General features: G+C 67.9%; 19 protein-coding genes. 8 read left to right on the top strand and 11 right to left on the bottom strand.

What is annotated here, in order from left to right:
• Nucleotides 1-33 precede the first annotated feature (33 nt).
• Entirely contained in the window at nucleotides 34-894 is an 861-nt protein-coding gene (locus tag G6N47_RS07930) for an LpqN/LpqT family lipoprotein (RefSeq protein ID WP_083132230.1), read from the bottom strand.
• A gap of 170 nt (nucleotides 895-1,064) precedes the next feature.
• On the opposite strand from G6N47_RS07930, the gene leuS reads away from it, so the two are divergent.
• Entirely contained in the window at nucleotides 1,065-3,947 is a 2,883-nt protein-coding gene (leuS, locus tag G6N47_RS07925; RefSeq protein WP_083132231.1) for a leucine--tRNA ligase, read from the top strand.
• A gap of 7 nt (nucleotides 3,948-3,954) precedes the next feature.
• Here the strand turns inward: leuS and G6N47_RS07920 are convergent, their stop codons facing one another.
• The 10 genes from G6N47_RS07920 to G6N47_RS07875 form a co-directional block, all read right to left on the bottom strand.
• Nucleotides 3,955-4,620 (bottom strand): SDR family oxidoreductase, encoded by a 666-nt coding sequence (locus tag G6N47_RS07920; protein WP_083132232.1) that lies wholly within the window; start codon nucleotides 4,618-4,620, stop codon nucleotides 3,955-3,957.
• Nucleotides 4,621-4,650: 30 nt separating this feature from the next.
• Nucleotides 4,651-5,154, bottom strand: a complete 504-nt coding sequence (locus G6N47_RS07915) for a MarR family winged helix-turn-helix transcriptional regulator (RefSeq protein WP_083132233.1) — start codon at nucleotides 5,152-5,154, stop codon at nucleotides 4,651-4,653.
• A gap of 55 nt (nucleotides 5,155-5,209) precedes the next feature.
• On the bottom strand, nucleotides 5,210-5,947 hold the full coding sequence (locus G6N47_RS07910; protein WP_083132234.1) for an amino acid ABC transporter ATP-binding protein: 738 nt from the start codon (nucleotides 5,945-5,947) through the stop codon (nucleotides 5,210-5,212).
• Entirely contained in the window at nucleotides 5,944-7,728 is a 1,785-nt protein-coding gene (locus tag G6N47_RS07905; RefSeq protein ID WP_083132235.1) for an ABC transporter substrate-binding protein/permease, read from the bottom strand. Before G6N47_RS07905 ends, G6N47_RS07910 begins: the two co-directional genes overlap by 4 nt.
• 21 nt (nucleotides 7,729-7,749) lie before the next feature.
• The gene (locus tag G6N47_RS07900) at nucleotides 7,750-8,427 is read right to left on the bottom strand and encodes a GntR family transcriptional regulator (protein ID WP_083132236.1); all 678 of its coding nucleotides are present in this window, start codon (nucleotides 8,425-8,427) and stop codon (nucleotides 7,750-7,752) included.
• Nucleotides 8,428-8,470: 43 nt separating this feature from the next.
• Complete coding sequence (locus G6N47_RS07895; RefSeq protein ID WP_083132322.1) at nucleotides 8,471-9,271, bottom strand: LLM class F420-dependent oxidoreductase; 801 nt, start codon at nucleotides 9,269-9,271, stop codon at nucleotides 8,471-8,473.
• A 10-nt stretch (nucleotides 9,272-9,281) separates the two neighbouring features.
• Nucleotides 9,282-10,145, bottom strand: coding sequence for an alpha/beta fold hydrolase (locus G6N47_RS07890; RefSeq protein WP_083132237.1), 864 nt, complete (start codon nucleotides 10,143-10,145; stop codon nucleotides 9,282-9,284).
• A gap of 49 nt (nucleotides 10,146-10,194) precedes the next feature.
• Nucleotides 10,195-11,292, bottom strand: a complete 1,098-nt coding sequence (locus G6N47_RS07885; protein ID WP_083132238.1) for an inositol-3-phosphate synthase — start codon at nucleotides 11,290-11,292, stop codon at nucleotides 10,195-10,197.
• Between the two features lie 49 nt (nucleotides 11,293-11,341).
• Nucleotides 11,342-11,884: a PadR family transcriptional regulator gene (locus tag G6N47_RS07880; protein ID WP_062540151.1), complete on the bottom strand. Its 543-nt coding sequence runs from the start codon at nucleotides 11,882-11,884 to the stop codon at nucleotides 11,342-11,344.
• Between the two features lie 108 nt (nucleotides 11,885-11,992).
• Complete coding sequence (locus G6N47_RS07875; protein WP_163659787.1) at nucleotides 11,993-12,838, bottom strand: DUF1707 SHOCT-like domain-containing protein; 846 nt, start codon at nucleotides 12,836-12,838, stop codon at nucleotides 11,993-11,995.
• A gap of 99 nt (nucleotides 12,839-12,937) precedes the next feature.
• Between G6N47_RS07875 and G6N47_RS07870 the strand changes: the two genes are divergently transcribed.
• From G6N47_RS07870 to rpsR, 7 genes are all read left to right on the top strand, one after another.
• A complete protein-coding gene (locus tag G6N47_RS07870; RefSeq protein ID WP_083132240.1) occupies nucleotides 12,938-14,119 on the top strand; it encodes an LLM class flavin-dependent oxidoreductase in 1,182 nt (393 codons plus the stop codon).
• A 50-nt stretch (nucleotides 14,120-14,169) separates the two neighbouring features.
• Nucleotides 14,170-14,613: a DUF5318 family protein gene (locus tag G6N47_RS07865; protein ID WP_083132241.1), complete on the top strand. Its 444-nt coding sequence runs from the start codon at nucleotides 14,170-14,172 to the stop codon at nucleotides 14,611-14,613.
• Entirely contained in the window at nucleotides 14,606-17,167 is a 2,562-nt protein-coding gene (locus G6N47_RS07860; protein ID WP_163659580.1) for a transglycosylase domain-containing protein, read from the top strand. The genes G6N47_RS07865 and G6N47_RS07860 overlap by 8 nt, the downstream gene beginning before the upstream one ends.
• Nucleotides 17,164-18,792: a glycosyltransferase family 87 protein gene (locus tag G6N47_RS07855; RefSeq protein ID WP_083132242.1), complete on the top strand. Its 1,629-nt coding sequence runs from the start codon at nucleotides 17,164-17,166 to the stop codon at nucleotides 18,790-18,792. Before G6N47_RS07860 ends, G6N47_RS07855 begins: the two co-directional genes overlap by 4 nt.
• Nucleotides 18,793-18,877: 85 nt before the next feature.
• Nucleotides 18,878-19,168 (top strand): 30S ribosomal protein S6, encoded by a 291-nt coding sequence (gene rpsF / locus G6N47_RS07850; RefSeq protein ID WP_062541848.1) that lies wholly within the window; start codon nucleotides 18,878-18,880, stop codon nucleotides 19,166-19,168.
• Between the two features lie 127 nt (nucleotides 19,169-19,295).
• On the top strand, nucleotides 19,296-19,814 hold the full coding sequence (locus tag G6N47_RS07845; protein ID WP_045375646.1) for a single-stranded DNA-binding protein: 519 nt from the start codon (nucleotides 19,296-19,298) through the stop codon (nucleotides 19,812-19,814).
• 30 nt (nucleotides 19,815-19,844) lie between these two features.
• Nucleotides 19,845-20,099 (top strand): 30S ribosomal protein S18, encoded by a 255-nt coding sequence (gene rpsR, locus G6N47_RS07840; RefSeq protein WP_045375648.1) that lies wholly within the window; start codon nucleotides 19,845-19,847, stop codon nucleotides 20,097-20,099.
• Nucleotides 20,100-20,115 lie beyond the last annotated feature (16 nt).

The following is a 20,115-nucleotide window of genomic DNA, read 5'->3' as shown; positions in this document are numbered from 1 at the left end:
GGGCCACAATACTGAGGCCCCCGCGCCTGACGATCAGCGCGTCGGCGCGGGAACAACAGCCGGCGCAGCGGCGGGCGGGTTGGCGCCCGGCACAGTCACCCGGAAGCCGTTGATGATCGCGTCGGTGGCGGGCGCGTCCGCGACGGCCTGCGTGACGCCGGTGGTGACCGCCAGCGACACCAGGTAACGCTCCGGCCCCGACGTGGCGATGACGTGGCGCCGAGATGTGTTGAGCGTCATATCGTTTTGTCGGTAGGTGCCTTCGATGACCGACGACGGAAATCCGCCGAAATCGCCCATCGCGCCCTTGGTGGTCTGCCAGGCCGGCAATTGCTGGCTGTCGACGTAACCGTGGGTGATGGCCTCGCGGGGGTCGAAGTCGCCGATCAGTTTGTAGACCACCACCTGCGCGTTGGACGTGTAGAGGCTGTTGCCGGTGCCGGATCGGTCTGCGATGACGGCGAACGCGTCGGGCACATTGGGGTCGGGCACCTGCGTCCAGCGCGGCGGCACCGGCAAGGTGATGTCGAGCGCCTTGAAGTTCTGCGGCTGCTGCGGTTCGAGCTTGACGCCTTTGCCGGCGAAGTAGTCGCGCAGTGTCCCGCTGGCCGCCGGCACCAGCGCAGCCGGTGCCGGCGCTGCGGCAGGTTGCGGCGCTGCGGCCGGTTGCGGTGCCGCGATCCGCGGGGCGACCGAGGGGGCGGTGCCCGGCGTGCTGTTGCCGACGGCCCCGAGCGCGTTTTGGGTCAGGGGCGGGGCGGGGGCCGGCACCGGGTTGGGGCCGGGCGGAAACATCGGGTCTGCGCTGGCCGTGGCGGCGACGCACATCACACCTGCGACGCCGACGACGACACCGGCTGCCAGTACCCGCAGGCCGCGGGCAATCTGCGTCATCAGAGTCGCTCCTTCCCTCGGATCGGCGTTAGAGGCCGACTGTAACCAGCGGAAACCGCTGTGGACAGGCTTGAGACGGACCTGGGATGAACCCCTGATCGGTACGCGACGAAACCGAGACCAAGCTGTGGCCGGAAGGCGGTCGGCGCGCTCCTTATACCCTGTGTGACGTGACCGAATCCCCGACCGCAGCAGCCGGCGCCGTCCCGGGCGCCGATGAGGCGGACTCCGATGCGCCGCGGTACCGCTACACCGCGGAGCTGGCCGGTCGCATCGAACGGACCTGGCAGGACAACTGGACCCGCTGGGGGACGTTCAACGTGGCCAACCCGGTCGGCTCGCTGGCGCCGGCCGACGGATCGCCGGTGCCCGACGACAAGATGTTCGTCCAGGACATGTTCCCGTATCCGTCCGGCGAGGGCCTGCACGTCGGTCACCCGCTGGGTTACATCGCCACCGACGTCTATGCCCGCTACTTTCGGATGACCGGCCGAAACGTGTTGCACGCGTTGGGTTTCGACGCGTTCGGGCTGCCTGCCGAACAGTATGCGGTGCAAACCGGGACCCATCCGCGGACCCGGACCGAGGCCAACATCGTCAACTTCCGGCGCCAGTTGGGCCGGCTGGGCTTCGGCCACGACACCCGGCGAAGCTTTGCCACCACCGACCCCGAGTTCTACAAGTGGACGCAGTGGATATTCCTGCAGATCTACAACGCGTGGTTCGACACCACCGCCAACAAGGCGCGGCCGATCGCCGAGCTCATCGACGAATTCGATTCCGGCGAGCGCACTTTGGACGACGGCCGGGACTGGGCGACGCTGTCGGCCGGTGAGCGCGCCGACGTGATCGACGGCTACCGGCTGGTCTACCGGGCCGACTCGATGGTCAACTGGTGCCCGGGATTGGGGACCGTGCTGGCCAACGAAGAGGTCACCGCCGACGGCCGCAGCGACCGGGGCAACTTTCCGGTGTTCCGCAAACGGTTGCGGCAGTGGATGATGCGCATCACCGCCTACGCCGACCGGCTGCTGGATGACCTGGACCTGCTGGAGTGGCCGGACAAGGTCAAGACCATGCAGCGCAACTGGATCGGCCGCTCGACCGGTGCCGCGGCGCTGTTCGGCAGCGACGCCGGCGACATCGAGGTGTTCACCACCCGGCCCGACACCCTGTTCGGCGCCACCTATCTGGTGCTGGCGCCCGAGCACGAGTTGGTCGACCGGCTGGTCGCCGCCGAGTGGCCCGACGGCGTCGACCCGCACTGGACTTTCGGCGCCGCCACACCCGCCGAGGCGGTGAAGGCCTACCGGCAGTCGATCGTCGCCAAGTCCGACCTGGAGCGCCAGGAGAACAAGGCGAAAACGGGTGTCTTCCTTGGTACTTACGCGACTAACCCGGCCAACGGCCAGCAAGTCCCGATCTTCATCGCCGACTACGTGTTGGTCGGCTACGGCACCGGGGCGATCATGGCCGTCCCGGGCCATGACCACCGCGACTGGGAGTTCGCGCGCGAGCTCGGCCTGCCGATCGTCGAAGTGATTGCCGGCGGCGACATTTCACAGGACGCCTACACCGGTGACGGTGTCCTCGTGAACTCCGGCTTTCTCGACGGGATGGATGTGGCCGCCGCCAAGAAGGCCATGACCGCCCGGCTGGAAGCCGACAGCCGCGGCTGGGCGCGGGTCGAATACAAGCTGCGGGACTGGCTTTTCGCGCGGCAGCGGTATTGGGGCGAGCCGTTCCCGATCGTCTACGACAGCGACTGGCGCCCGCACCCGCTGGACGAAGCCGCGTTGCCGGTCGAGTTGCCCGACGTAGCCGATTACTCCCCGGTGCTGTTCGACCCCGACGACGCCGACAGCGAGCCCGAGCCGCCGCTGGCCAAGGCCACCGACTGGGTGCACGTCGAACTGGATCTCGGCGACGGGCTAAAGCCCTACACCCGCGACACCAACGTGATGCCGCAGTGGGCGGGCAGCTCGTGGTACGAGCTGCGCTACACCGATCCGCACAACCCGGAGCGGTTCTGCGCCAAGGAGAACGAGGCCTACTGGATGGGTCCGCGACCGGCCGAGCACGGCCCGGACGACCCGGGTGGTGTGGACCTCTACGTCGGCGGTGTCGAGCACGCGGTGCTGCACCTGCTCTATGCGAGGTTCTGGCACAAGGTGCTCTACGACCTGGGCCACGTCACTTCGCGCGAGCCGTACCGCCGCCTGGTCAACCAGGGCTACATTCAGGCGTTCGCCTATACCGACGCGCGCGGATCCTATGTGCCGGCCGCCGACGTGGTGGAACGCGACGGTAAGTTCTTCTACTCAGGACCGGACGGCGAGGTCGAGGTCTTCCAGGAATTCGGCAAAATCGGTAAGAGCCTGAAGAATTCGGTCTCGCCCGACGAGATCTGCGATGACTACGGCGCCGACACGCTGCGCGTGTACGAGATGTCGATGGGGCCACTGGAGGCGTCGCGTCCATGGGCCACCAAGGATGTCGTTGGCGCGCACCGGTTTTTGCAGCGGGTGTGGCGGCTGGTGGTCGACGAGCAGACCGGCCGCAACCGGGTCGACAACGATGCGAAGGTCGACGTCGACACGCTGCGCCAGCTGCACCGCACCATCGCTGGCGTGTCCGAAGACTATGCGGCGCTGCGCAATAACACTGCGGTGGCCAAGCTGATCGAGTACACCAATCACCTGACCAAGCAAGCCGTCACTGCGCGCGCCGCGGTCGAGCCGCTGGTGCTGATGCTGGCGCCGCTGGCCCCCCATGTGGCCGAGGAGCTCTGGCAGCGGCTGGGCAACGCCACCTCTTTGGCGCACGGCCCGTTCCCGGTGGCCGATCCCGCCTATCTGGTCGAGGAGACGGCCGAATACCCGGTGCAGGTCAACGGCAAGGTGCGCGGAAAAGTGGTGGTGGCCGCCGACGCCGACAACGACACCCTGGAAGCCGCCGCGCTGGCCGACGAGAAGGTGCAGGCATTCCTGAACGGCGCGTCGGTCCGCAAGGTCATCGTGGTGCCCGGCCGCCTGGTCAACCTGGTCGTCTAGTCAGCGCTCAACGGGGGCGGAGCACCACTTCGTGCACGTGCCCGTCGGGCGGGGTGGCCACCACATTGGCCACCGCCGCGGCGACGGTCTCCGGCCGCAGAAACCGGCCGGGGTCGTAGTCGCCGCCCTCGTAGGCCACTAGCTCGCGCTGCATGTCGGTGTCGACCCGGCCGGGATACACCGTGGTGACCCGCAACGCGGGCTCGTCGGCGCGCAGCGAATCGGCGAACGCGCGTAACGCGAACTTGCTCGCCGAATAGGACGCCATCCCCGGCGACACCCTGCGACCGGAGCCCGAGTTGATGAACACCACCTGGCCGCCGGCTCGCCGCAGCGCGGGCAGCAGCGCCAACGTAACAGCCACCGCGCCAACGACATTCACGTCGAAAGTGGTACGCCATTGCTCGACGGTGGACTCGGCGACGTGACCCGGCATGGAGACCCCGGCATTGTGCACCAGCACGTCGAGCTCGGTGATCGACTCGGTGGCCGCCGGGATCGCGTCGGTGTCGGCCAGATCCAGCGGAAGCGCGGTCGCGCCGAGACGCCGCGTCGCGGCGTCCAGCGCAGCCGAAGCCCGACCGGCCAGCAGCAAGGTGTGCGTCGGGGCCAGTGCGGCGGCAATCGCCGAACCGATACCCCGGCTGGCGCCGGTGATCAATGCAGTGGGCATGCGGTCAATACAGTTGTGGCGCTAGGGCTTTCACGCCTGCTCGGCCTCGCCGGGGCAGGCAGGGGTGGCCGGCTCGAGAGTCGCCAAGCGTTCCAGCGGCGCAAGCGCCTTGGTCAGGGTTTCCAGTTCGGATTCGCTGAGTTTGCTGAGCATCCCGGCCAGCGCGGCAATCCGGTTCGCCAGCGACTCGCGGTGAACCGCCAGACCACGCGGCGTGATGTCAACCAACACCGCCCGCAGATCGGACGGGTCGCGCGACCGCTTCACCAGACCGATCTTCTCCAGCCGGCGAATGGCCACGGTGGTGGTGGGGGTGCGCACCCGCTCGTGTGCGGCCAGGTCCGTCATCCGGATCGGACCCCGGTCGAGCAGCGTCACCAGGATCGACAGCTGGGCCAGGGTCAGCTCGCCCGCGGTTGCGGCGCCGGCACTGGGGTCGCCGCGGCGCAGAATGGAGAAAAGCTTGGACAGCGTGCGGTGTAGACCCTCAGCCAGCTGTGTCACTTCCGGCACGGTGGCTTCGCGTTCCGCCATAATTCGCCAGTCTAACCGGATTGCTCCGAACCAGTCGCCAAAATCGCTTTTGCTGTCAAAGTACTTGTGATAAGAACCGCTGCAGCCGCTCGGTTTCGGCGGCCTCGAAGATCTGCTCGGGCGGTCCGGTTTCCACCACCGCGCCGTGGTCCATGAACACGACGGCGTCGGCTGTCGACCTGGCAAAACCCATTTCGTGGGTGACGACAACCATCGTCATACCCTCGTCGCCCAGCTCGGCGATCAGCGCCAGGATGCCCTTCACCAGCTCCGGGTCCAGCGCCGACGTGGCCTCGTCGAAGAGCATCACCTGCGGGCCCATCGCCAGCGCGCGGGCGATCGCGACACGTTGCTGTTGACCGCCCGACAGCGCGCCCGGGCGGGCATCGGCCTTGTGTTTCATGCCGACCCGGTCCAGCTGCGCCAGCGCCAGTTCGCGTGCCGCGTCGGCCGGCAATCGCTTGAGCTTGCGCGGCGCCAGCATCACGTTGTCCAACACGCTGCGGTGTGGGAAGAGGTTAAAGTGCTGGAACACCATCCCGATGCGCTGGCGCACCCGGTTGGGGTCGTCGCCGAGCACGGAGCGGCCGTCGAGCAGGACGTCGCCGCGGTCGGGCTCGTGCAGCCGATTGAGGGTGCGCAGCAACGTCGACTTGCCAGAGCCCGACGGGCCGATGATCGCCGCCGTGCTGCCGGCGGGCACGTCGAGGTCGACGCCACGCAGTACTACGTTGTGCCCGAAGGAGAGGTGAATGTCCTTGGCCGCCAACGATACCGGCGCTGGAGCGGTCATAGCATCTCCTGTCCGGTTGCCGAGGCGAGGGCGTCGACTTGGTCGGGCGGCTCCACCGCGGCGCGGCCTTGGCGAAGCCGCTTGTCGACGTAGTTCACCAGATGGGTCAGCGGGATGGTCAGTATCAGGTAGAAGACACCCGCGGCCACCAGCGGGGACAAGCTGCCGGTCTGGGCGTTGAAGTCACGGCCGACCTGGAACAGCTCCCGCTGACCGGCGATCAGCCCGAGGAAGTAGACCAGGGCCGATCCCTTCAGCAGTGCGATGAACTGGTTGACCAGCGCGGGCAACACCCGGCGGATGCCCTGGGGAACAACCACCAGCCGCATCGAGGCGGGGTAGGAGAGGCCCAGCGCCCGGGACGCTTCGAGCTGGCCGGCGTCGACGCTTTGGATGCCCGCGCGGAAGATCTCGCCGACATACGCCGCGGCGGTCAGCCCCAGCGCGGCGATACCGAGCGGATAGGGGTTGTTGTGGGTCAACCCGCCCACGATCGGTCCCACTCCGAGGCCGATCAGCAGGATGATCACCACTTCGGGCAGGCCGCGAAAGATGTCGGTGTACACCCGCGCCGGCCAGCGCAGCCACCGCGTGTGGGAGATTCCGGCGACGGCCAGCACAATCCCGACCACCAACCCGATGACACTGGCGCTGACGGTCAAGATCAGGGTGTTCGGCAGCCCCGTCGTGAGCAGCACCGGGATGGCCTGCTTGTAGAGGTCCCAGTCCAGGAACGAATCCCGCAGCTGGGCCAGCGTCGATGTCGGTGCAGGCGGCCCGGTTTGCGGTCGGTGATGCTTTTCGGCGATCTTCGCGAAGTCCGGCAGGTGCGGCGTCAGCGCTGCCTTGGAACCCGGTTTCCAGTCCGGAGGCAGCGGCCGCGGCACCCAGTCGGAGTACAGCCCCGACCAGGTCGCGTCGGCGATGACGGCGTCCAGCGCGGAGTTGAGCGCATCGATCAGCGGCCGGTTGTCTTTCGCGACGGCGTAGGCCACGAAGTCGCCCTCGCTGAACGTGTTGGCGACGATCGCGGCCGGGTCGCCCGGCCGCACCGCGTTCATCGCCTCCAGCCCGCCGGCCACCCACGCGTCAATCTGGTGGGTCTTCAGGCTGGTGTACGCGGTGATGATGTCGGGGAATTTCACCGGTTGCAGGTGCAGGGTCTCGACGACGTAGGCGTCCTGCACCGTGCCTTGGACGACGCCGATGCGCTGTCCGGCGGCCAGGTCGTCGAACCCGGTGATCGGCGAGCCGGGCTGCACCACCAGCGAGGCGTAACCGAAGTCATAGCCGTTCGTGAAGCCCACCGTGCGGCGCCGCGCGTCGGTGGCCATGATCGACGCCGAGCCGACGTCGAAGCGCCGCGACGACACCTGCGCCAGGAGGCCGGCGAAGTCGGTGCCGACGAAGCGGACCCGCAAACCCAACTTGGCGGCCATGGCCCGCAGCAGCTCGTTGTCGAAACCGGTGTAGTGCCCGGCGGGGTTGATGCAGGCATTCGGCGGCGCCTCCGAGACGGTGCCGACGGTCAGGGTGCCCGGCGTGATCAGACCCAGCGCCGGGACGTCGACGGAATCGAGCGGCTCGACGCCGGCGGTCGTGTACTTGTCCTCGCGGGGGCGTTTGGCGGTGGCCAGCTTCGGTGGCAACGCCGTCGCGTTCTCCACCCCGGACGGCGCGCACTGGTTGATGTCGGCCGCCGCGGGTGGTGCCGCCGCGAGGCCGGACACCATCAGGGTCACCGCGATCGTCGCGAGGAGCTTTCCGGCGAGGACGTTCATAGTCGCAACGTACCGGCCGGTTCAGAACGCGACGGCGGGCCGTTCGGGCGGGTCGAGCACTCGGCGTCGAACGAGTTCGGCCACCATGATCCTGGCCATCAGCGCGGCGCAGCCGGCGCATGCGGCCCGGGCCGCGGCGGTGTCGCGGCGGTGGATCGCGGCGGTCTCCTCCTCGTAGAACGGCAGCATCTCGGCGATGACGTTGGGGTAGCTCAGCAGGAACGCGCGCGGAATCAGGGCGGTCGACGCGCGGATCGCCGCGTGCAGTCGCGGCCCGGCGTACTCGTCGGCGACGGCGCGGCGATAGTCGCGGGCGGCCTGCTGGAAGGCGCGCGGCTCCTTCGTGGTGCGCAGCGTGCGCATCAGGGCGTCGAGCTGATCCAGGATCCGCGGCGTGGGGTTGGCGGCGGCACGCGCCGACGCGATTCCGTTGAGCACGCCGTGCAATTCGTGATGCTCGAGAATGGTGTCGGAGTCGAATCTCTCGACGAACGCGCCGCGGTGATACCGGGTGGACAGCACGCCGTCGTGTTCGAGTTGGACGAGCGCCTCCTGAATGGGGACGCGGCTCATCCCGAGCACTTCGGCGATCTCGTTGCGGTCGACCCGGTCACCGGTGCGCAGCTTGCCGGTCAGGACCAGGTTGAGGATGTATCCAACAACCTGGTCCTTCTCTTTCGCGCCGTATTTCTTCGGCATGTCCCTTTCGAGTTTCGCACCCCGCGCCGGTTTACGTCGAGGTTCAACGTTTATCGCGCCACCGGCACAGCGTTTCGGCGGCACTCAGGTCATAGTCCGGGCCGGTCGAGCCGACGGTCAACAGGGTCACGCCCAGGCCCGTCAACGCCTCGGCCTCGGCGATCAACGCGTCGGCGCCCCGACCGCGGCCGGTCTCACCCCCCACCGCGGCCGACCGCTCGATGGCGTCCGGGTCGCGGCTGACCGCGGCGCAGTGCCGGGCCAGCACGTCGGCCTTCGCCGGATAGGTATCGGCGCTGGCGAAGCTGTGCCACATGTCGGCATGCTCGGCGACCAGGCGCAGGGTCTTCTTCTCTCCCTCGCCGCCGATCAGCAGCGGAATCTGGCGGGTGGGCGGCGGATTGAGCTTGGCCAGCCGCGATTTGATCCGGGGCAGCGCCGCGGCCAAGTCGTCGAGACGGCTGCCCGCGGTGCCGAACTCGTAGCCGTACTCGTCGTAATCCCTGCGTTTCCAACCCGACCCGATGCCCAGGATCAGCCGACCGTCCGAAATATGATCGACAGTGCGGGCCATGTCGGCGAGCAACTCCGGGTTGCGGTAGGAGTTACAGCTGACCAGCGCGCCGATTTCGATGCGCGACGTCTGCTCGGCCCAGGCGCCCAGCATCGTCCAGCATTCGAAGTGCGGGCCGTCGCGATCGCCGTAGAGCGGAAAGAAGTGATCCCAGTTGAAGGCGATGTCGACGCCGATGTCCTCGCAGCGGCGAACGGCGTCGCGGATCTGGGCGTACTGGGCGGCATGCTGCGGCTGAAGCTGAACACCGATGCGGACGGGACGAGTCATGGCACCCACGTTAGCCGTCGAGAACGGCCCGCAGAATGCCGGTCAGCGCGCGCGGCTGATCACTTTGCACCGAATGCCCGGATCCTTCCACGATGTGTGCGCCACGGAAATGCTTTGCACGACGGCTTAATTCGGCAACATCTTGATCGTTGACGAAGCCGGACGCGCCGCCGCGGATCAGCGTGACGGGCGCGGACACGACGTCGACGTCGTCCCACAGCGAGGCGAAGTCGGGGAAGCTGCGGATGGCGTCGTACCGCCACGTCCAGTTGCCGTTGTCGAGCTGGCGCGAGTTGTGGAATACGCCGCGCCGCAAGGCCTTGACCTCGCGGTGCGGTGCCGCGGCGACAGTCAGGTCCACCATGGCCTGGAAGCTCGGGAATTCCCGCTCGCCGTGCATGAGCGCTACAGTGCCGAGCTGTTCCTTGGTCATTTCGGCGTGCCGCTGCAGTGCCGACGGAGTGACGTCGATCAGGACGAGCTCGCTGACGAGCTCGGGTGCGATCGCTGCCAGCCGGATCGCGGTGAGCCCGCCCAGCGACATCCCGACAACCAGATCGGCTTGCGGCGCAAGGTCGCTCAACACCGGGGCCAGCGCGGCAGCGTTGCGCTGCGGCGAGTAGTCACCGTCGTCGCGCCACGCGGAATGCCCGTGGCCCGGCAGGTCGACCGCGACGGCCGGCTCGCCCAGCCCGACGATCACGGTGTCCCAGGTGTGCGCGTTCTGCCCGCCGCCGTGCAGGAAGACGACGCGGGGTGCGTCGTCGCCCCACGTGAGCGCGCTGATGGGACCATGTTCGACGCGCGCGACGGCCGGCACCGTATCCACGCCGGCCTGTTCGGCGTTCTCGTGCAGGAAGTCGAACTCGTTCATGCGAATTCGGCGCGCTTATGTGCGCTCAGCGACGACTATCGCGCCGAACTCACGAGCCGATGATGAACTGCTCGAGCTGGGCGCGCGCCACGTCGTCGGGCAGCTGCTGCGGCGGGCTCTTCATCAGGTACGCGGACGCCGGGATCACGGGGCCGCCGATGCCGCGGTCCTTGGCGATCTTGGCCGCCCGGATCGCGTCGATGATGACGCCTGCCGAGTTCGGCGAGTCCCACACCTCGAGCTTGTACTCCAGGTTCAGCGGCGCATCGCCGAAAGCGCGACCTTCCAGCCGCACGTAGGCCCACTTGCGGTCGTCGAGCCAGGCGACGTGATCGGACGGTCCGATGTGAACGTCTTTGGTGTTGAACTCGCGCTGCACGTTGGATGTGACGGCCTGGGTCTTGGAGATCTTCTTCGACTCCAGCCGCGAACGCTCGAGCATGTTGAGGAAGTCCATGTTGCCGCCGACGTTGAGCTGCATGGTGCGGTCCAGTTGCACACCGCGGTCCTCGAACAGCTTGGCCATCACCCGGTGGGTGATCGTCGCGCCGACCTGGCTCTTGATGTCGTCGCCGACGATCGGCACCCCGGCGGCGGTGAACTTGGCCGCCCACACCGGGTCCGAGGCGATGAACACCGGCAGCGCGTTGACGAACGCCACCCCGGCGTCGAGCGCGCACTGCGCGTAGAACTTGTCGGCCTCTTCCGAACCCACCGGCAGGTAGGAGACCAGCACGTCGGCCTCGGCGTCGCGCAGGACCTTGACCACGTCGACGGCCTCGACGTCGGAGACCTCGATGGTGTCGGCGTAGTACTTGCCGATGCCGTCCAGCGTCGGGCCGCGCTGCACCACCACGTTGGTGGGCGGCACGTCGGCGATCTTGATGGTGTTGTTCTCGGACGCGAAGATGGCCTCGGACAGGTCGAAGCCCACCTTCTTGGCGTCCACGTCGAACGCCGCGACGAACTTGACGTCGCGGACGTGGTACGGCCCGAACCGCACGTGCATCAAGCCCGGCACCGTCGCCGTCTCGTCGGCGTTGTGGTAGTACTCGACGCCCTGAACCAGCGAGGACGCGCAGTTGCCGACGCCGACGATGGCGACCCGGATTTCCGGCTGCGCCTCTGCCGCGGTTTGCTCAGTCATAGGGGCGTTCTCCTTACTTCTACCTGTGTCGTGCGTTGCTTGGATTGGGTTAGGACTGCTCGGCGCGGCGTTGCGCCACGCGTTCGGCTGTGATCAGCTCGTTCAGCCACTTGACTTCACGTTCGCTCGATTCCAGCCCCAGTTGATGCAGCTGGCGGGTGTAGCGATCGAGCGAGTTGCTGGCCCGCGCCACTGCTTCACGCAGGCCCTCGCGGCGCTCTTCGACCTGGCGGCGGCGGCCTTCCAGGATGCGCATGCGCGCCTCGGCCGGAGTGCGGTTGAAGAACGCCAGGTGCACTCCGAAGCCGTCATCGGTGTAGTTCTGCGGGCCGGTGTCGGCGACCAGCTCGGAAAAGCGCTGGCGGCCGGCCTCGGTCAACTGGTACACCCGCCGGGCCCGGCGCACCGGGGTCCCGGCCGGGGCGGCGTCCTCGGCGATCAGCCCGTCGGCCTGCATCCGGCGCAACGCCGGGTACAGCGAGCCGTACGAAAACGCCCTGAACGCTCCGAGCAGGCCGGTCAAGCGTTTGCGCAGTTCGTAGCCATGCATGGGCGACTCGAGCAGGAGTCCGAGGATGGCAAGCTCCAGCAACGAGTCACCTCCTTTGCTCGCACCGTTAGGACATATCGACGCCTCGCGACATAGTATCGCCCCGATATATTTAGCACCACACCCGGTATTCGCCCGCCGTTCAGGCGCTCAGGAGGGATAGTTCACCCGGTTGACGGTTCCGTCGCCGGCGAACTGGATGTAGCCGCTGCCGTAGTCGCTGGAGACATACACCGACAGCGACACCGTCTCGGGCGCGGTCGGGTCGCGCGACGGCTCCACGATCAGATACGTGGTCTTGACGTCGGAGGGCTTGATGCCCAGCGTTTCGGGCGCCCCACGCAGAATGCCGACCGTCGCCTTCGGGTGGAACTGCCCCAAGTCGACCAGGACGGCGTCGCTGCTCTTGGACGAGCTGTTCGGATCGCCCCACCCGCCGCGATAGGTGTAGCTCAGAACCCGGCGATCTTCCTTGGGGTCGGCGCGATCCATCACCGCGTAGTCGGGGTAGATGACCAGCCGATAGCCCTTGGTGTCGCCGAATTTCTTGCGAGCCTGCTCCAGCAGGCCGGTCAGGCCGCCCAGCGACTGCAGTTGGCGCGGCGGGGTCAGCACCACCGGCGCGACGCCGTCCGGCTTGGCGCCGGGATCGGAGGTGAAACTCAGCGGCGAGCTGGTGTTGCCGTAGAGCCCCCAGCCGATGCCGACACCGAGCAGCACCGCCACCACGAGGGCGGCCGCCGCGATGCCGGCGCCGCCGAACTTCGGCTGGGCCGATTTCAGCGACGGCAGCTGCACCGGCGCGCTGGCGGTCTGCAGATCGGCGACCAGCGCGTGCAGATCGCCGAGAGTGACGGCGCTGGTGGCCGCGCTGACCCGTTCGCGGTGCTCCTCCATCGACAGCTGGCCCTCGTCGAGGGCCCCGTCGAGAATGCGGCAGGTGTCCTGCCGGTCGCTGTCCTTGGCCCGGGTCGCCGTCGTCGCCACGGCGATGATCGTAGAAGCCCATGCTGGCGGTGATCGCGGAACCGCAGTTCTAATCAGGCTGGGCCGAAGCCTTTTCGCGGCGCCGGCCGTCGGGCATAACTGAATAGCGTGTCAATACATCTGCATTGGTTTCTTCCTACCTACGGAGACTCCCGCAACCTGATCGCCGGCGGGCATGGCAGCACCATGCGCGGCGACCGGCCCGCCGATTTGCGGTACCTGATCCAGCTCGCGCAGGCCGCCGAGATCAACGGCTTCGAGGCCGTCCTCACGCCGACCGGTCAATGGTGCGAAGACGCCTGGCTGTCCACGGCGATGCTGCTCGACGCCACCCAATCGCTGAAATTCCTGGTTGCGCTGCGGCCCGGGCTCATCAGCCCGACGCTGGCCGCGCAGATGGCCGCCACCTTTCAGTGGCAATCGCAGGGGCGGTTGCTGCTCAACGTGGTCACCGGCGGCGAGAGCATCGAGCAGCGGGCGTTCGGCGACTTCCTGACAAAGGAGGCCCGATACGAGCGGTGTGCGGAGTTTCTCGACATCGTTCGCCGGCTGTGGACCTCGGAGGACCCCGTGACTTTCACCGGGGAGCATCTGCGGGTCGAGCAGGCGTCGCTGGCGCGACGTCCCGAGCCGTTGCCGGCCGTCTTCTTCGGCGGCTCGTCGGCGGAGGCGGGCCGGGTCGCGGCCCGATTCGCCGACACCTACCTGACCTGGGGTGAGCCGCCCGAGCAGGTCAGCCACAAGTTGGACCGGATCCGTGGCTTGGCGTCGGCGCAAGGGCGCGTCCTCGGCTACGGAATCCGGCTGCACGTCATCTCCCGCGACACGAGCGAACAGGCTTGGGCGGAGGCAAACCGGCTGCTGTCGGGGCTCGACCCGCACACCGTGGCGGCCGCACAGCGGTCGCTGGCCCGCTCGGAGTCCGAGGGCCAGCAACGGATGCGCCAATTACACGGTGGCGGAGGTGATTTCACTGTAGGCGCCGACGCCCGCAGTCTGGAGATCTATCCCAACCTGTGGTCCGGGGTGGGGTTGGTTCGCGGCGGCGCGGGCACCGCACTGGTCGGTTCCCACCAAGAAGTCGCCGACCGCATCGCCGAATACGCGGCGCTGGGCCTACAGCACTTCATCCTGTCCGGCTATCCGCATCTGGAGGAGGCGTACACGTTCGGCGAGGGCGTGCGGCCGCTCCTGGCGCAGCGTGGGTTGCTGGAGGACAACGCGGCGACGCCCACGGAACCGGTCCGGTCGGCATTCCTCAGCGGGCTCGGAGACGTCAGCGCGTCCTAACCCGCCGGGCAAGCACTCGGCAACGGCGATCCGCACGTACTCTGGTCAACGTGCGACTGCAGCGACAGGTGGTGGACTACGCGCTTCGGCGTCGCTCACTGCTGGCCGAGGTGTACTCGGGCAGGACAGGGGTGTCCGAAGTGTGCGACGCCAACCCCTACCTGCTGCGTGCCGCGAAATTCCACGGCAAGCCCAGCCCGGTGATGTGCCCGATCTGCCGCAAGGAGCAGCTCACGCTGGTGTCGTGGGTGTTCGGCGACCACTTGGGTGCGGTATCGGGATCGGCGCGCACGGCCGAAGAGCTGGTCATGCTGGCGTCGCGTTTCGAGGAGTTCTCGGTCCACGTGGTGGAGGTATGCCGGACTTGCAGCTGGAATCACCTGGTCAAGTCGTATGTGCTCGGCGCGCCGCGACCGGCCCGTCCGGCCCGTCCGTCCAAGGGGGCGCGCAGCACGCGGACGGCGCGCAACGGCGCTCGCACGGCCAGTGAATAACGAAGGGCGACAAGACCGGTCGGCCAGTGACGTCCCAGGCGGGTCACGGGCCGACGGCGACAGCACACGCCCGTCAGAAAGCGACAACGGCACTCGCCGGGCATCCGGCCCGCCGCCCCGGCATCGGCGTCCGGTGCCGCCCGACGACCGGCTGACGACGATCCTGCCGCCGGTCGTCGACGAGCAATCGCAACGGCTGCGCGACCCGATCGAAGCGGTCAAGGCCGCGCTGGACGGCACGCCGCCGCCACCACCACCGCCGCGACGTCCCAGCCGCGACCCGGTCGAGCAGGTCAAGGCCGCGCTCGATGCCACGCCACCGCCCCGGCGTCGGGACCGCGAACTGGGGCTGGGCGGTCGGCCGCCGGGCGGGGGCCCGCCCGGTCCGCCGCCGCGCAAGCCCGGCCAACCGAACTGGGATTGGCTGCGCCAACTGGACTGGAGCTGGCTGCGGCGGATCAACTGGTTGTGGGTGCGCCGCGGGCTCTACGTGGCCGCGGTGGTGCTGCTGCTGTTGCCGATCGTCACGTTCGCGATGGCCTACTTCATTGTCGACGTGCCCAAGCCGGGCGACATCCGCACCAACCAGGTGTCGACGATCCTGGCCAGCGACGGCACCGAGCTGGCGAAAATTGTTCCGCCCGAAGGCAACCGGGTCGACGTGAACATCAACCAGGTGCCGGTGCATGTGCGCCGGGCCGTGCTGGCCGCCGAGGACCGCAACTTCTATTCGAATCCGGGGTTCTCGCTGACCGGTTTCGCGCGGGCGGTGAAGAACAACATCTTCGGCGGCGACACGCAGGGCGGGTCCACCATCACCCAGCAATACGTCAAAAACGCGCTGGTGGGCGCGCAGCGCGCCGGGGTGGGTGGCCTGATCCGCAAGGCCAAAGAACTCGTCGTCGCCACCAAGATGTCGGGCCAGTGGTCCAAAGACGATGTGCTGCAGGCGTATTTGAACATCATCTATTTCGGTCGCGGCGCCTACGGGATTTCCGCGGCGGCCAAGGCGTACTTCGACAAACCCGTCGAGCAGCTCACCGTCGCCGAGGGCGCGCTGCTGGCCGCGCTGATCCAGCGGCCGTCGACGCTGGATCCCGCCGTCGACCTCGACGGTGCCAAGGAACGCTGGAACTGGGTGCTCGACGGCATGGTCGAGACCGGGGCGCTGGCACCGAAGGACCGTGCGGCGCAGCAGTTTCCGCCGACGCTGCCGCCGGACGCCGCCCGGGCGCAGAACCAGACCACCGGGCCCAACGGGCTGATCGAGCGGCAGGTGACCAAGGAACTGCTCGACCTGTTCAACATCGACGAGCAGACGCTGAACACGCAGGGCCTGCAGGTCACCACCACGATCGATATGCAGGCCCAGCGGGCCGCCGAGAAGGCCGTGTCGACGTATATGGATGGACAGGATCCCGACATGCGGGCCGCGGTGGTCTCGATCGACCCGCACACCGGCGCGGTCAAGGCCTACTACGGCGGGGCGGACGCCAACGGCTTCGACTTCGCGCAGGCCGGGCTGCAGACCGGGTCGTCGTTCAAGGTGTTCGCGTTGGTGGCCGCGCTCGAGCAAGGCATCGGGCTGGGCTATCAGGTGGACAGTTCCCCGCTGACCGTCAACGGCATCAAGATCAGCAATGTCGAGGGCGAAAGCTGCGGAACCTGCAACATCGCCGAGGCACTCAAGCGTTCGCTGAACACCTCCTACTACCGGCTGATGCTGAAACTGAAAAACGGCCCCGAGGACGTCGCCCAGGCCGCCCACCAGGCCGGCATCGCCACCAGCTTCCCCGGCGTGTCGCACACTTTGTCGGAGGATGGCCAGGGCGGGCCGCCCAACAACGGAATCGTGTTGGGGCAGTATCAGACTCGCGTGATCGACATGGCTTCGGCGTATGCCACGCTGGCCGCCTCGGGTGTCTACCACCAGCCGCATTTCGTGGAGAAGGTGGTCAACTCCGAGGGCCGGGTGCTCTTCGACGCGGCCACCCAGGACAACTCCGGTGAGCAGCGCATCGACAAGGCCGTCGCCGACAACGTCACCTCGGCGATGCAGCCGATCGCCGGCTACTCCCGCGGCCACAACCTGGCCGGCGGACGGCCGTCGGCAGCCAAGACCGGTACCACGCAGCTCGGCGATACGGACGCCAACAAGGACGCCTGGATGGTCGGGTACACGCCGTCGCTGTCGACGGCGGTGTGGGTCGGCACTGTGCAGGGTGACCAGCCGCTGGTGAACAAGTGGGGTGGCCCGGTGTACGGCTCGGGCCTGCCGTCCGACATCTGGAAGGCGACCATGGACGGCGCGCTGAAAGGCACCAACAACGAATCGTTCCCGAAGCCCACCGAGATCGGCGGATACGCCGGTGTGCCGGCCGCGCCGCCGCCGCCACCACCGCCGCCGCAGGTGACGGTCATCCAGCCCACAATTGAAGTGGCGCCGGGCATTACGATCCCGGTCGGGCCGCCGACCACCGTGCCCGTCGGCCCGGGGCCGCCGCCGTCGCCGCCGGGCGCACCCGAGACTCCCGCAGCGCCACCGCCGCCGTGACGGGCGACACCGTCTCGCCACGGCAGTTGGCTGCCGACCGGCGCTCCGCCGACGATCGCGATTGCCCCAGCCGCACAGACTTTTTGGGCTCGGCGATGTCGAGCGTCATCGGCGGTCCAGTCGGCCGGCACGCGCTGATCGGCCGGGCCAGGTTCCTCACGCCGCTGCGGGTGATGTTCGCGATCGCTCTGGTGTTCCTGGCGCTGGGCTGGTCGACGAAAGCGCCCTGCCTGGTGACCACCGGGACGGGGCCGGCCGATCAGCGGGTGGCCAACTGGGGCAACCAGCGCGCCTATTACGAGCTGTGCTACTCGGACACGGTGCCGCTCTACGGCGCAGAGTTGTTGAGCCAGGGCAAGTTTCCGTACAAGTCCAGCTGGGTCGAAACGGACGCCAGCGGAAAACCGCAGATCCGCTACGACGGCCAGCCCGCGGTGCGCTACATGGAGTATCCGGTGTTGACCGGGGTCTACCAGTACGTGTCAATGGCGCTGGCCAAGACCTACACCGCGTTGAGCAAGCTGATCGCACTGCCGGTGATCGCCGAGGTGGTGGTGTTCTTCGACGTCGCCGCAATCGGTTTGGCGTTGGCCTGGCTGGCGACCGTCTGGGCCACCGCGAATTTGGCGGGCCGACGGGTGTGGGATGCCGCGCTGGTGGCCGCGTCCCCGCTGCTGATCTTTCAGGCGTTCACGAATTTCGACGCGCTGGCAACGGCTTTGGCGACGGGTGGGCTGCTGGCTTGGGCGCGCCGACGGCCGGTGCTGGCCGGTGTGCTGATCGGCTTGGGGGTCGCCGCCAAGCTGTATCCGGTGTTGCTACTGGGCCCGCTGCTGGTGCTGGGAATCCGGACCGGCCGCCTGCGTGAACTGGCCCGCACCGCGGCGGCGACGGCCGTGACGTGGCTGTTGGTCAATCTGCCGGTGATGGTGCTGTTTCCGCGCGGCTGGTCGGAGTTCTTCCGGCTCAACACCCGCCGCGGCGACGACATGGATTCGCTGTACAACGTCGTCAAGTCGTTCACCGGCTGGCGGGGTTTCGACCCTTCGCTGGGCTTTTGGCAGCCGCCGACGGTGCTCAACACCGTCGTTGCGGTGTTGTTCGTATCCTGTTGCGCCGCAATCGGTTACATCGCGCTGACCGCTCCGCAGCGGCCGCGGGTGGCGCAACTGGCCTTACTGGTGGTGGCGGCGTTCCTGTTGACCAACAAGGTGTGGAGCCCGCAGTTCTCGCTGTGGCTGGTGCCGCTGGCGGTGTTGGCGTTGCCGCATCGGCGGGTCCTGTTGGCGTGGATGACGCTCGACGCGCTGGTGTGGGTGCCGCGGATGTACTACCTCTACAGCACGCCCAACCGCGGCCTGCCCGAGCAGTGGTTCACCGCGGCGGTGCTGCTGCGCGACCTGGCGGTGGTGGGGTTGTGTGTGCTGGTGGTACGAGAGATCTATCGTCCCGGCGAGGATCTGGTCCGTTGGGCCGGCCGGGTTGACGACCCGACCGGCGGGGAGTTCGACGATGCCGCCGACGCGCCGCCCGGTTGGCTGCCGGATTGGCTACGCCCGGCAGCGCTGCGGGCTCCAGCTCCATCGCCGGAGCGCGATTTCGCAAGCTCAACCGTCGTCCGGTAACCTGATCCGGTTGCCGACGCAGGCGACCCTCCTGCCACGGAGAAGACCGTGGCCGCACACGACCATAGGAGGTGATGAGGTTCCCATGCGTCCATACGAAATCATGGTCATCCTTGACCCCACCCTCGACGAGCGCACCGTAGCTCCGTCGTTGGAGGCCTTTCTCAATGTCATCCGCAAGGACGGCGGAACAGTGGAGAAGGTCGACATCTGGGGTCGGCGCCGACTGGCCTACGAAATCGCCAAGCATGCCGAGGGCATCTACGCGGTGATCGACGTCAAGGCCGCGCCGGCGACGGTGTCCGAGCTCGACCGTCAGCTGTCCCTGAACGAGTCCGTGTTGCGCACCAAGGTGATGCGCACCGACAAGCACTGATGCCGATTGCCCGGCTTCTCCCGGGGCCGTCCGGCCCGCATCGTCGGCGGGCGCCTGTGGGCGAACGGCCGCGGCGCGTCGGAGCCGTTGCGTAGGCTCAGCCCAATGCCAATCCCAGGAGGAGCTAATGGCTGGTGACACCACCATCACCGTCGTCGGAAACCTGACCGCTGACCCCGAGCTGCGGTTCACCCCGTCCGGTGCTGCCGTGGCGAACTTCACCGTGGCCTCCACACCGCGCATCTACGACCGCCAAAGCGGGGAATGGAAGGACGGCGAGGCGCTGTTCCTGCGGTGCAACATCTGGCGTGAGGCCGCCGAGAACGTGGCCGAAAGCCTGACCCGGGGATCGCGGGTGATCGTGCAGGGGCGGCTCAAGCAGCGCTCGTTCGAAACCCGCGAGGGCGAGAAGCGCACGGTGGTCGAGGTCGAGGTCGACGAGATCGGGCCTTCACTGCGCTACGCCACCGCCAAGGTCAACAAGGCCAGCCGCAGCGGCGGCGGAGGCGGCGGTTTCGGCGGAGGCGGCGGCGGAGGTTCGCGGCAGCCGGCGGCACCGGCCGCGGGCGCCACCGGCGACGACCCGTGGGGCAGCGCTCCGGCCTCGGGCTCGTTCGGCGGCGGCGACGACGAACCACCCTTCTAACACCTGAACCAAAGAACGAAAGAGATAGACATGGCCAAGAGCAACAAGCGGCGTCCGGCTCCGGAGAAGCCGGTCAAGACACGCAAGTGCGTGTTCTGCGCCAAGAAGGACCAAGTGATCGACTACAAGGACACCGCGCTGCTGCGCACCTACATCAGTGAGCGCGGCAAGATCCGGGCGCGCCGGGTCACCGGCAACTGCGTGCAGCACCAGCGCGACATCGCCCTAGCCGTCAAGAATGCCCGCGAGGTGGCGCTGCTGCCCTTCACCTCCTCGGCGCGCTAGACCCAGAACGGAAAGC

The sequence above is a fragment of the Mycobacterium branderi genome (genome assembly GCF_010728725.1).
Classification (GTDB): domain Bacteria; phylum Actinomycetota; class Actinomycetes; order Mycobacteriales; family Mycobacteriaceae; genus Mycobacterium; species Mycobacterium branderi.
Note: the sequence above shows the minus strand (reverse complement) of the source record. Positions and strands in the feature narration are given on the sequence as shown.

What these genes read in the sequence shown, in the direction of transcription:
- G6N47_RS07930 (WP_083132230.1), bottom strand. Translation starts at nt 894, where the DNA reads ATGACGCAGATTGCCCGCGGCCTGCGGGTACTGGCAGCCGGTGTCGTC.
- G6N47_RS07905 (WP_083132235.1), bottom strand. Translation starts at nt 7,728, where the DNA reads ATGAACGTCCTCGCCGGAAAGCTCCTCGCGACGATCGCGGTGACCCTG.
- rpsF (WP_062541848.1), top strand. Translation starts at nt 18,878, where the DNA reads ATGCGTCCATACGAAATCATGGTCATCCTTGACCCCACCCTCGACGAG.
- G6N47_RS07920 (WP_083132232.1), bottom strand. Translation starts at nt 4,620, where the DNA reads ATGCCCACTGCATTGATCACCGGCGCCAGCCGGGGTATCGGTTCGGCG.
- G6N47_RS07895 (WP_083132322.1), bottom strand. Translation starts at nt 9,271, where the DNA reads ATGACTCGTCCCGTCCGCATCGGTGTTCAGCTTCAGCCGCAGCATGCC.
- G6N47_RS07910 (WP_083132234.1), bottom strand. Translation starts at nt 5,947, where the DNA reads ATGACCGCTCCAGCGCCGGTATCGTTGGCGGCCAAGGACATTCACCTC.
- G6N47_RS07845 (WP_045375646.1), top strand. Translation starts at nt 19,296, where the DNA reads ATGGCTGGTGACACCACCATCACCGTCGTCGGAAACCTGACCGCTGAC.
- G6N47_RS07900 (WP_083132236.1), bottom strand. Translation starts at nt 8,427, where the DNA reads ATGCCGAAGAAATACGGCGCGAAAGAGAAGGACCAGGTTGTTGGATAC.
- G6N47_RS07890 (WP_083132237.1), bottom strand. Translation starts at nt 10,145, where the DNA reads ATGAACGAGTTCGACTTCCTGCACGAGAACGCCGAACAGGCCGGCGTG.
- rpsR (WP_045375648.1), top strand. Translation starts at nt 19,845, where the DNA reads ATGGCCAAGAGCAACAAGCGGCGTCCGGCTCCGGAGAAGCCGGTCAAG.
- G6N47_RS07915 (WP_083132233.1), bottom strand. Translation starts at nt 5,154, where the DNA reads ATGGCGGAACGCGAAGCCACCGTGCCGGAAGTGACACAGCTGGCTGAG.
- G6N47_RS07885 (WP_083132238.1), bottom strand. Translation starts at nt 11,292, where the DNA reads ATGACTGAGCAAACCGCGGCAGAGGCGCAGCCGGAAATCCGGGTCGCC.